Consider the following 11,346-nt stretch of genomic DNA (forward strand, 5'->3'; position numbering starts at 1 on the left):
TGCGCCACACTCGCGGCGCGCGTTGCGTGCCGTGGACCTGCCGTAAAGATGAAACTTCAACTCAATCAACGCTCGACGGCGCCGGCATGCGGATTTGCACGACCTGCTCTGATAGCATCGCGGGGCCCGACGGCAATGAGTTCTATTAAACAGACAGGACCGCGCCAGGCGCGCGTCCAATTGGGGGAATGATGGATTTTTGGACCGCCATGCAGGCGTTGATTCTGGGCATCGTGGAAGGCTTGACCGAGTTCCTGCCCATCTCCAGCACGGGCCATCAGATCATCGTGGCCGACCTGATCGGCTTCGGAGGCGAGCGGGCCATGGCCTTCAATATCATCATCCAGCTGGGTGCGATACTGGCCGTGGTGTGGGAGTTCCGCCGCAAGATCCTCGAAGTCGTCACCGGCTTGCCGACCCAGCGCAATGCGCAGCGCTTCACCATCAACCTGCTGATCGGCTTTCTGCCTGCAGTGGTGCTGGGGGTGATATTCGCCGACAAGATCCACGAATACCTGTTCAACCCCATCACCGTGGCCGTGGCGCTGGTGCTTGGCGGCTTCGTCATGCTCTGGGCCGAGAAGCGCGAACATGCCGTGCGGGTTCACCACGTCGACGACATGCACTGGAGCGATGCGCTCAAGGTCGGCTTTGCCCAATGCCTGGCGATGATTCCCGGCACTTCGCGCTCGGGCTCGACCATCATCGGCGGCCTGCTGTTCGGTCTGTCGCGCAAGACGGCCACCGAGTTCTCGTTTTTCCTGGCCATGCCGACCATGGTCGGCGCCGCGGTGTACTCCGGCTACAAGTTTCACCATCTGTTTCAGCCAGCGGACTTCCCGGTGTTTGCGCTGGGCTTCGTGGTCTCGTTCATCTTCGCGATGATCGCAGTGCGCGGCCTGCTCAAGTTCATCGCCACCCATAGCTACGCGGTGTTCGCCTGGTACCGCATTGCCTTCGGCCTGATCATCCTGGCCACCTGGCAGTTCGGCTGGATCGACTGGTCCAGTGCGCAAGGCTGAAACGGCGCCCAGCCGGGCGCCGTCACCGCTGCGCGGAGGGCAACAGCGTCCCGTGCGATTCCTGGCGCTGAAACTTACGGCCTTCATCCTGCTGTGCCTGTTGCCGTTCCTGGGCGTATTGCGCCTGGCACTGGCCGGGCACCCGGCGCTGCTGGCAGTCTATGCCCTGATGAGTCTGCTTGCGGCCGGGTTGTACTGGCATGACAAGCGCCGCGCCACGGTGCAGGGCCAGCGCATTCCGGAAAGACTGCTGCACGGCGTCGAGCTGCTCGGCGGCTGGCCGGGTGCGCTGCTCGCCCAGCAACTGTTCCGACACAAGACGCGCAAGGTGTCCTATCAACTGGTGTTCTGGCTGATCGTGGCGCTTCACCAAGCGTTCTGGTTCGATCAGGTCATTTTTGCCGGACAGCACCTGGGTATCACGTTCTGACGCCACGGCTCTGCACTTGCAGGCTCAATGCGCGTGACGACTGCCGGTGGGGTCCTGGATCTGGATGACGCGACCCTTGCTCCAGGCGTCGGCGCCTGGGTCTATCGCCGGCGCGGGGATATCGGCGCGGGCCGCTTTCTTGCTGTCGCTGTCGACACCGAAGCGTTTGTCGCGCTCGCGCACCAGCGCCGGATCGATCTGACCATCAGCGGTGAAACCCATCATCAGTTGCGGTACGCCCAGGGGCAGCTGCTTGTCCAGATCGGTGTGCCAGGTATGCCAGGTCTTGCCGTAGGTGTTCACCAGTTTTTCCATCAGGGCATGTTCGGCCGGCGCGGGAATGCCCGGCGCTATCAGTTGGCCGGACTTCACTTCGTGGACGTGGCTGTGCCACAACGCTTTCTCGGCCGTGGGCAGTTTGGCGAAGAGCCCGGCGCTGATGATGTATTCGACGCCCATCAGCTTTGCATCCTTGACGTTACCGTCATAAATGACGCACTGAATCACTTCTTCATTGAGGATGGCGCAATAGTGATGGGCTTCCATCTGCGCGCCGGGGTGTCCATTGTAGAAATGAAAGCCATCCAGGTAGGCGTTCAACTCATCGATGGGTGGGCGCGACTGCAGCGCGTTGGCGCCAGCGTCCAGGGTCTTGGTCAGAGCCGTGGCCGGCACGCCGGGCGCGTCCACCTTGGATGCGCTGTTATTGCCGGCGCAGCCCGCGATGGCGAGGGCGGCAAGGCACGTCAACGAGGTGCGCGTGGCAAGGGCCTTTCGAGTGTTCATGCTGGAATCCTTTTCATGGGGGCGAAGCGCAGCCAAGGCTTTGTGAGCGATGGCCGGCAACACTTCAGGGGCACCTTCATAGAGCCGGACCACGGACGAGGGTTCAGCCGATCAGACCCTGGTTGCGGTCAGTGGAGGGTTTTCAGCCGCGCCTGCGTAATATTTCACGGAACCGGCGTGTGACTTGGCCCATCCTATGCTGTGTCAGAACCTACCCCCAAGGTTTTGCCAAGGAAGAGCGCCGCGATGGTCCGTCGTTGTGCAGTATTGGTTTTTCTGCTGCTGTTGAGCCTGTTTTCGGTGCAGGCTCAAGCGCTTCCCCATGCCCGCTGGAACGTGGGTTATCACCTGCTGACCTTCAACGACCCGCTCGACGACCAGCCCATGCAAGCCTATGCCTTCTACCCCACCCAGGGACGTACGCATCCGGCGCGATTGGGCGGCTACAGCATCGACGCGCAGCAGGATGCCCCGATCGCCATCGGTCGCTTCCCGCTGCTGATGCTGTCCCACGGCAACACCGGCACCCCCTTGGCCTTGCACGATCTGATCACTGCACTGACGCGCAAGGGCTTCGTGGTGGTGGCGGTGGTCCATCCGGGTGACAACGCCCAGGATCACAGCCGTTTGGGCAAGCTCAGCAATCTGTACGGGCGGCCACTGCAGATCTCCCAGGCGATCAGCGCAGCGTTGGGCGATTCGATGTTGTCGCCTTTCGTCAATGCCAACGCGGTTGGGGTGATCGGCTATTCCGCAGGTGGCGAGACGGCATTGATCCTCTCCGGCGCGCGCCCCGACCTGCAGCGCTTGCGCAAGTACTGCGAAGAGCGGCCCTACGACGCCGATGCCTGCCAGACCCGTGGTGAACTGGAAGCCGACCGCGACGACCTGAACCCCGAAGCCGACCCACGGGTACGCGCGCTGTTGTTGATGGCGCCGTTGAGCCTGATGTTCGGTCGCCAGACCCTGGCTGAAGTCCATTTGCCAACCCTGATCTACAGCGGCGACAACGATCAATTGGTGGCCATCGACAAGAATGCCGAGGCGCTGGCGCGCAAGCTGCCGGGAAACACGGACTATCGACTGCTCCCCGGCGCCGGTCACTTTGTGTTCATGGCGCCATGCACGGACGAGCAACGTGACGCTTCGCCGGCCCTGTGTACCGATGCCGACGGCGTGGACCGTGAAGGTATCCACCGCGACCTGATCCACGAAGCCGGCAAGTTCTTCACTCACACCCTGGGTCGGCCTTCACGCGCGGGCCTGCAGACCGCCGATCACTGATCCTGGCGCGACAGCCACGCAGTGAGCCCCAGTGCCGCGAGGGACAGCCCGGCGGCCAGAGCGAAAATCGATCCATAGCCGAACCCGGCCGCTACTGCGCCCATCACCGGTCCGGCAATCGCCAGGGCCAGATCGAAGAAAACCGCGAAGGCGCTCAAGCCTGCACCGCGGCTGGTGCCCGGTACCTTGTGGATGGCCAGCACCCCCAGCGCAGGATAGACCAGCGACAACCCCAAGCCGGCCAGCGCTGCACCCGCGAGCGTGAAGGTCGGCGAGGGCGCCAGCCAGAGCAGGCTCAACCCGACCACCTCCGTGGCGATACAGGCCATGGCCACCGTCGAACCGCCCAGGTGATTGATGCTGTTGATGAACACCAGGCGCGCCGCGATGAAGCTGATGCCGAAGGCGGTCAGGCACCAGGCCGCGCCTTCCCAGCCGCGCTCCACGTAGTAGAGGGTGATGAACGTGGTGAGGGTGCCGTAGCCGATCGACGCCAGCATCAGGCTCATCCCGTGCGGTGCGACCCGGCCGAAGGCCGCCCAGAACGGCATGCGTTCGCCACGCACCACGGGCGCGGCAGGCGTATCGTGGATCATCCACAGCGCCAGCGCGCTCAATAGCATCAGGGCGATGCCCAAGGTCCAGAAGCCGGCGAACCCCACCATCAGCACGCCCAGCGGCGCGCCGATGGCGATTGCGCCATAGGAGGCGATGCCATTCCAGGAAATCACCTTGGCCATGTGCTCGGCGCCGACGCGGCTGATGCCCCAGCTGCTGGTGCCCACGCCGATCGCACCCTGGGACAGGCCGAGGACCACACGCCCGGCGATCAACACCCCCAGGCTCCACTGCGGCGCGCTGTGCAGGAACACGGATACGAAGGTCAGCGCGCCACTGATACCGATACCGATCAAGCCGTAGACGATGGTGCGTTTGGTGCCCAGGGCATCGGCCATACGCCCGGCACTCGGGCGGCTGAGCAGGGTGGCCAGGTACTGCGCGCCGATCACCACGCCAGCCGCTACGGCGCTGAAGCCCAGCTGATCGTGAACGTAACCCGGCAACACGGCAATCGGCAGCCCGATGGAGATGAAGGCAATGAAGGTGTAGAAGACGATGGAGATGATTTGCAGGTTGATGGACGACGAAGGGGTAGGGTGGGCAGACTCGGTCATGGGCTCGTTCGCAGGCGTGCGCTTGAGGTCCCCTCGGACAGGGAACGTTGGTTAAAGCAAAGCAGGCTATCGATTATTTGCAACTCTTCGACACAACGCGACGCTGCTACAACCACAACGCAAGCCGCGTCATCGCAGATGGCGCGGCTTGCACGAATCCCTGTAGCAGCGGCGCAAGCCGCGTCCGGGTTCGCCGCGCTGCGTCTGGCACACCACACTGGCCATGACGCGGCTCGCGCCGCTGCTACAGGGGCTGTTCCAGCAGCGCAACGGTTTTCTCGTCGGGCTCACCGTTGAAGAACCGGTCGAGCACTTGCTGGAAGCACGCCTGCTCAGGTGCGACGCTGGCAAACAAGGTCATGCATGAACGCAGTTTCATATCATCGGGACTGCCGAACATGGCTGTCACGCTCTTGCCCGAATGCTCGAGCACGGTCCGTGTGCACTCCAGAAGCCGAGCGCCCAGTAACGGATCGTGCAGATAGGCCACTGCTTCGGCAGCGCCGCTGATCGCGTAGAAACGCGCCGTCTCGCTCCGCCCTAGGCCCGCCAGTTGGGGAAAGACGAACCACATCCAGTGAGTGCGCTTGCGGCCGCTGCGCAATTCTTCGAGGACATCTGAGTACACCACGCGTTGGGCGTCGATGAAGCGGTTCAGATCGAAGGTGTCGTTCATGGCAGGTACTTCCCGCAGGAATTGTGTGCAATTGTGGCCGCTGTCAGGCAGTGGAGTTCCATCTACCCGTATCGTCACTCTTGGGCCAACAGTACTTCCACGCCCAGCTTGCGAATCGCCTCGGCTGCCACGTCAGTCAACTCGCTGTCGCTGATGACCACATCGAACTGCTCGAGCCCGGCGATCTTGTACATCCCGAACGTACCGTATTTGGAACTGCTGGTGATGAGCACCCGCTGAGACGCCGACTGCATCGCCACCTGCTTGACCTCGACCTTGAGCGCCGAAGGCGTGGTGATGCCCCGTTGCAGGTCCCAGGAACTGGTGGACATGAAGGCAATATCGGTCGCCAGCTGGCGCAATGTGGCCACTGCCAAACCACCCACGCACGAGCGGTTGGGATGGTCGAGCAGCCCGCCGGTGTGAATCACGTCCACATGCAGCGCTTCGGCCAGAGCATGAACGATGCCGAAGTCGTTGGTCACCACGGTCATGCCCGAGAGGGCCGCGATATGCGGAACAACCTCCAGTGTGCTGGTGCCAGCATCCAGATACACCGTCATGTCATCGTGTAACAAACCTGCGGCGAGCCTTGCCATCGCCTGTTTCTGCGGCTGCTCGGCGACCGCCTTGGACTGATGGCTGGGTTCGCTGTGCAACTGGCTGGCAATGCGCACGCCACCGGGCACCGAGTAGGCGCGGCCTTCCTGCTCCAACACACTGATATCGCGGCGCACGGTCATGTGCGAGCAATCGAACATTTCCGTCAGTTGGTGCACGCTGAGCACCTGGTGCTTGCGCAACTGGCGCAGGATCTGTTCCCGGCGCTGGTCGGGAATCATCGGTGCGGCGCCAGTGATGGCGAGGTCCTCGTCGGTGGGCATTCAGGCTCCGGGGCGTGCAGGCAGATGGTCAGGCGGCCATCTTAGCGAATCACCGCCTCGATCAATAGAACGCCGATCAAACCGATCACCGATTGCAGGCACAGCATCAGGGTCCAGGTGCGGAAGGTCTGAGCCACACTGAGTTGGAAGTACTCCTTGAACAGCCAGAAACCCGAGTCATTGACGTGGGAGAGCATCACGGCACCCGAGGCGGTGGCCAGTACCAACAGCTCCGGTGACAGGCCCGGATAGGCCAGTGCCAGGGGCGCGACGATCCCGGTGGCAGCGACGGTGGCGACTGTCGCAGAACCGACGCAGATGCGCAGCAGTGCCGCGATACCCCAGCTTAGAATCAGCGGATTGACCGCCCAGCCAGAAGCATGGTGAGTGATCAGTGCATCCAGGTGAATGGTAGTGAGCATTTCCTTGAAGCCACCGCCAGCGCCCAGAATCATCACGATCGCGCCCAGTGGTGCCAGGCCCTGGCTGGCCATCTTCTGCACCTGGCCCAGGTTGAACCCGGCGCGCAGGCCCAAGGCGAAGAAGGCAAAGATGACCGCGATCAACAACGACAGGATCGGGTTGTTCAGGGCGTTGAATACCCCGTAGGCCATCGAGCCCTTGACGCTGAAGGCCAAGCCCAGGGTGCCGACCAGCATCAGGCCGGGCGGCAGCAGCACGGCGATGATCGATGACAGCAGCGACACCTGGTTTTGATCCGGGCTGACTTCCCGCGCGCCCACTGGGCCTGCGCTGAGGTCGGGCGCCGGGCCGAACCAGGGGCTGATCAGGCGGGTGAAGATCGGGCCGCAGATGATCGCGGTCGGCACGGCGATCAGCAGGCCATAAAAGATGGTCAGTCCGGTATTGGCATGGAACGCTGCGACCGCCAGCGTCGGGGCCGGGTGCGGCGGCAGCAGACCGTGAGACACGTACAGGCCGGCGGCCAGAGGCAGACCTATGTAAAGCAGATGGCTATTGGTGCGTTTTGCCACCGTATAGACCAGCGGGGCCAGCATGATGAAGCTGACGTCGAACAGGTGCGGCATGCCGATCAGCAAGGCGGCGGCGCAGATCGCCCAGGGCGCGTACTGCACCGGACGCTGGCCGATAAAGGCATTGGCGATGCGGTCGGCGCCGCCCGAGCCCAGCAGGATACCGCCCAGCAGCGTACCCAGGCCGATCACCGGGCCGGTCTTGGCCAGCGCCGAGCCGAAGCCCTTGGCGAAGCTGTCGATGGTCTCGCCGGCGCCCGCACCACTGAGCAGGCCAAGGCCGATCGCGGTAAGGGTCAGGGCCAGGAACGGGTTGAGCTTGAGCTTGGTGATGAGCAGGATCAACACCACGATGGCGCCGGCGGCCATCGCGAAAATCAGCAGTTCGCTATTCATGTTTTTATGGAACCTGTGAAGTGGACGTCGGTGCCCGTGTTGGGCACCGGTATCGGCTGAAAGCCGCTGTGCGATCAGGCCGATTGCAGGCCGGTCTGCCAGGCGCGGTGCAGTTCATCGTTGTACTGCCCGATGTCACTCATCAGCAGCAACTCGCCGGCTTTGATGTCCCGCGCGGCGGTGGCGTGGGCTGCCAGGTACAACGGAGCGATATCGTCGGGGGCATCCGAACGCCCGATCAGCACGGCCTGCACACCGGTGACGTCGTGGTGGTGGCCACCCATTTTCAGCACGGTGCCTGCGGCGATATCGATCGTGGCGCGTCCGGCCAGAACGGTCGACTGGCTCGGTTTGTCGGTGCCCGACGCACGTTTGTGCAGCACAGCGTTGAGCAGGGTGATCGGCGTTTCCACACCCATGAAGTGGTAGGGCAGGTACAGGCAGGCGTAGCGTCCGTTGCGGCTGACCACGTGGCCTTTCTGCGCAAGCAATTCCCAGGTCGGTTTGTCGTGGGTGCGGATGATCACGAACACACCCCCGGCAAAGCTCGCCTCGTCGGGTAGACGCAGCACGTTGAACACCTCGATCACGCCGCTGCGACCCAGCACACCACCGTCTTCGCGCAAGGCGTAGATGTCGGCCAGTTCGCTGGTACGAGCAATCGGGTAGTGCAGCAGTTCCACGTCCGGCACCAGGCCGGTGTTGGTAGCCACCACCGACATTTCGCAATAGTCGGCGGTGGCGGACGTCTTCAGGCCATTCAAGGCGGCGCGGCGTGCTGCAAGGGTGGCTGGAATGTCATCGCCCAGGCGCAGCAATTCGCCCATGGCTGGCGCGGAAATGGTGGTATCAAGCTGGGTGATGCTGCCGTCCTCGGGGTTGAACACCAGATCGTATTCACTGGACTTGCCCGCCGCGACGATGTCCAGCTTGAGCACACGCGCCCAGCTGACCCAGCCGATCAGGTTGGCCGGCTGATCGCCGTCGGCGGTGGTGTAGACCACATCGTGTTGTGCGGCAAGGCGGGACAGGGCGATACCCGCAACCGAGTCCACTTCCTTGCTGACCATGGCGACGTGACGACCGTCCTCGATGGCGCGCCGGGCGACCTGGTAGCCAATCGCAGGGTTGCCGGTGGCTTCCACCAGGATGTCGTAGCGGGCAGCCTGCAGCAGGGCGACGTCGGCGACCAGCACAATGGCATCGGACGGTGCGCTGGCAACCGCGGCCGCATCCTTGCAGATGCACAGCTGTTCTGCGGCAAAGCCTAGTTCGACGCACAACCCATGCAGGCCGGGCACGTCCAGGTCGCACAGAACGGCGGGGACCAGGTTGGGCATCAGCTGCGTCTGGGCCAGCAAGGTGCGCGAGAAACCACCCTTGGCGCCGGTGAGTGCGTAACGTACGGCCTGGCCGGCTTGTGCAGCGAACAGCAATTCGAAATTCATGGTTCGTCCTCGGTGAAGGGAAAATCGGCAGCGACCACCGGATGAACAATATTTGTTATGGATTCGTAGCTCCCGAGTGACAGCACGATAGTGCGGTTTTCACATTAAGGTCAATTTATTTAACATGGATTAACACTAAGCTTGCTTTCGCTTGTAGTATTGGGTCATTGAATCGCTCAAATGAACCAATAATTAACATGCGCCGTGCCCGCCACGGTGACCTGTGCAGGAGATGCCACTCATGACCGCTGTCCATCGCCCGCTGCTCGGCTGCATTGCCGACGACTTCACCGGTGCTACCGATCTCGCCAACATCCTGGTGCGCGGCGGCATGCGCACGGTGCAATCGATTGGCGTTCCAGACAGTGATCTGGCCGAGTTCGCCGAGGCGGATGCCATCGTCATTGCTCTAAAATCCCGTACCACGTCGGCGGCCAGCGCCGTAGCCGAATCGTTGCAGGCGCTGGCGTGGCTGCGCGAGCGTGGCTGCCAACAGTTCTTCTTCAAATACTGCTCGACGTTCGATTCGACCGCAGTGGGCAACATTGGCCCGGTCACCGAGGCACTCCTGGAAGCCCTCGGCAGCGATTTCACCATCGCCTGTCCGGCGTTCCCGGAGACCGGCCGCACCCTGTTCCGCGGTCATCTGTTCGTTCAGGACAGCCTGCTCAATGAATGCGGCATGCAGCACCACCCGCTCACACCGATGAAAGATGCCAACCTGGTCCGCGTGCTGGATGAGCAAACCACCGGTGCGGTGGGTCTGCTGCGCTACGACGTGGTCGGGCAGGGCGCCTCTGCGGTGGCCATGCGTATGGACGAACTGCGAGCCGAAGGCGTGCGCGTGGCCATTGCCGATGCCGTGAGTGACGACGATCTACAGACGCTGGGGCGTGCCTGTGCGAACCTCGCCTTGATCACCGGCGGCTCGGGGGTGGCCCAGGGCCTCCCGGAGAACTTCCGCCGCCAGGGCCTGTTGCGCACAGGCGACGCATCCGCCATGCCAGTCATCGAAGGCCGTGCCGTTGTGTTGGCAGGCAGTACCTCCAAGGCTACCAACGGACAGGTCGCTGCCTGGCTGGAAGCAGGTCGCCCGGCCTTTCGCATCGACCCACTTGCAATCGCCCGAGGCGAACCGGTCGTAGCCCAGGCTGTAGCGTTCGCCGACCGTGACCCAGCGGTGCTGATCTACGCCACCAGCAGCCCCGAGCGAGTGGCTGCCGTGCAACGGGAGTTGGGTGCCGAACACGCAGGCGCCATGATCGAGGCGGCGCTGGGCGAGGTCGCGACACAACTGCAAGGCAAGGGCTGGCGCCGCTTCGTCATCGCGGGCGGGGAAACTTCCGGTTCGGTGGTGCAGGCGTTGCGCGTCAAAGGCTTGCGTATCGGCCGGCAGATCGATCCTGGCGTGCCGGCTACCGTAGCCTTTGGCGGCTCCAATGCGCTTGCGCTGACGCTGAAGTCAGGCAACTTTGGCAGCGTGGACTTTTTTCCCAAGGCGCTGGCTTGCCTGGCGGGAGATTTTTCGTGAGAAATGAAAACGACCTGCGCGAAGAAATCTGTGAAGTCGGCCTGAGCCTGTTCGGGCGTGGGTATACCGTCGGCAGCGCCGGCAACATCAGTGCACGCCTTGACGACGGTTGGCTGATCACCCCTACCGATGCTTGTCTGGGCAGGCTGCAGCCCCACGCCATTGCCAAGGTCACCACGGCGGGTGAATGGGTCAGCGGTGACAAACCTTCCAAGACCCTGGCCCTGCACCGGCAAGTTTACGACCGAAACCCAGGAGTCAACGGCGTGGTCCACACCCACTCCACTCATCTGGTGGCCCTCACTTTGGCTGGGGTGTGGAGCGCGCAGGACATCTTGCCGCCGCTCACGCCTTATCAGGTCATGAAGGTGGGCCGCATCCCGTTGATCCAGTACCAGCGCCCAGGCTCGCCCGACGTGGCGACGCAAGTTGCCGCACTGGCCGATCAGGTGAGGGGGGTCATGCTGGAACGGCTTGGCCCGGTTGTCTGGGAAAGCTCGGTGTCAAAGGCCAGCCATGCGCTGGAAGAACTGGAGGAAACCGCACGGCTGTGGCTGATGACCGAGCCACGACCTGCGCCCTTGAGCCAGGCAGCCGTCGAAGAACTCAAGAGGGTGTTCGGTTGCGCCTGGTGAGGCATTGACCCTACTTGTGAAAAGGCCATCGTTGGGCTTTACTGGAACCAGCGTCCTACAAAAATCACAAGAGACGAAGCTGAT

Annotated in this window: 11 protein-coding genes; 5 read left to right on the top strand and 6 right to left on the bottom strand. The window is 63.0% G+C overall.

Annotated elements, in window-relative coordinates:
- Positions 1–191: 191 nt before the first annotated feature.
- Positions 192–1,022, top strand: coding sequence for an undecaprenyl-diphosphate phosphatase (locus IFT44_RS02105; RefSeq protein ID WP_122478277.1), 831 nt, complete (start codon positions 192–194; stop codon positions 1,020–1,022).
- Positions 1,023–1,074: 52 nt separating this feature from the next.
- A complete protein-coding gene (locus IFT44_RS02110) occupies positions 1,075–1,452 on the top strand; it encodes a DUF1294 domain-containing protein (protein ID WP_122478275.1) in 378 nt (125 codons plus the stop codon).
- Between the two features lie 24 nt (positions 1,453–1,476).
- Here IFT44_RS02110 and IFT44_RS02115 read toward each other — a convergent pair whose 3' ends face one another.
- A complete protein-coding gene (locus tag IFT44_RS02115) occupies positions 1,477–2,238 on the bottom strand; it encodes an OBAP family protein (protein WP_192136804.1) in 762 nt (253 codons plus the stop codon).
- A gap of 246 nt (positions 2,239–2,484) precedes the next feature.
- Here IFT44_RS02115 and IFT44_RS02120 point away from each other — a divergent pair, with 246 nt between their 5' ends.
- Positions 2,485–3,522 carry an alpha/beta hydrolase family protein gene (locus IFT44_RS02120; RefSeq protein ID WP_192102013.1) on the top strand — a complete coding sequence of 346 codons (1,038 nt, stop codon included), beginning with the start codon at positions 2,485–2,487 and terminating at the stop codon, positions 3,520–3,522.
- On the opposite strand, the gene IFT44_RS02125 is transcribed toward IFT44_RS02120, so the two are convergent.
- The 5 genes from IFT44_RS02125 to IFT44_RS02145 all read right to left on the bottom strand — a co-directional run bounded on the left by IFT44_RS02125 (position 3,516) and on the right by IFT44_RS02145 (position 9,096).
- Positions 3,516–4,697: an MFS transporter gene (locus tag IFT44_RS02125; RefSeq protein WP_192056063.1), complete on the bottom strand. Its 1,182-nt coding sequence runs from the start codon at positions 4,695–4,697 to the stop codon at positions 3,516–3,518. The two genes, IFT44_RS02120 and IFT44_RS02125, sit on opposite strands and share 7 nt — an antisense overlap.
- 244 nt (positions 4,698–4,941) lie before the next feature.
- Entirely contained in the window at positions 4,942–5,373 is a 432-nt protein-coding gene (locus IFT44_RS02130; RefSeq protein WP_192175326.1) for a DUF1810 domain-containing protein, read from the bottom strand.
- 74 nt (positions 5,374–5,447) lie between these two features.
- A complete protein-coding gene (locus IFT44_RS02135) occupies positions 5,448–6,257 on the bottom strand; it encodes a DeoR/GlpR family DNA-binding transcription regulator (protein ID WP_185793350.1) in 810 nt (269 codons plus the stop codon).
- A 41-nt stretch (positions 6,258–6,298) separates the two neighbouring features.
- Complete coding sequence (locus IFT44_RS02140) at positions 6,299–7,648, bottom strand: GntT/GntP/DsdX family permease (RefSeq protein WP_185793349.1); 1,350 nt, start codon at positions 7,646–7,648, stop codon at positions 6,299–6,301.
- A gap of 74 nt (positions 7,649–7,722) precedes the next feature.
- The gene (locus tag IFT44_RS02145) at positions 7,723–9,096 is read right to left on the bottom strand and encodes a homoserine dehydrogenase (protein WP_192175327.1); all 1,374 of its coding nucleotides are present in this window, start codon (positions 9,094–9,096) and stop codon (positions 7,723–7,725) included.
- Positions 9,097–9,337: 241 nt separating this feature from the next.
- Here IFT44_RS02145 and otnK point away from each other — a divergent pair, with 241 nt between their 5' ends.
- Positions 9,338–10,627 (top strand): 3-oxo-tetronate kinase, encoded by a 1,290-nt coding sequence (gene otnK, locus IFT44_RS02150; protein WP_192175328.1) that lies wholly within the window; start codon positions 9,338–9,340, stop codon positions 10,625–10,627.
- On the top strand, positions 10,624–11,262 hold the full coding sequence (otnC, locus tag IFT44_RS02155) for a 3-oxo-tetronate 4-phosphate decarboxylase (protein ID WP_185793346.1): 639 nt from the start codon (positions 10,624–10,626) through the stop codon (positions 11,260–11,262). Before otnK ends, otnC begins: the two co-directional genes overlap by 4 nt.
- Positions 11,263–11,346: the final 84 nt, after the last annotated feature.

Source organism: Pseudomonas sp. CFBP 13710 (genome assembly GCF_014842235.1).
Lineage (GTDB): Bacteria > Pseudomonadota > Gammaproteobacteria > Pseudomonadales > Pseudomonadaceae > Aquipseudomonas > Aquipseudomonas baltica.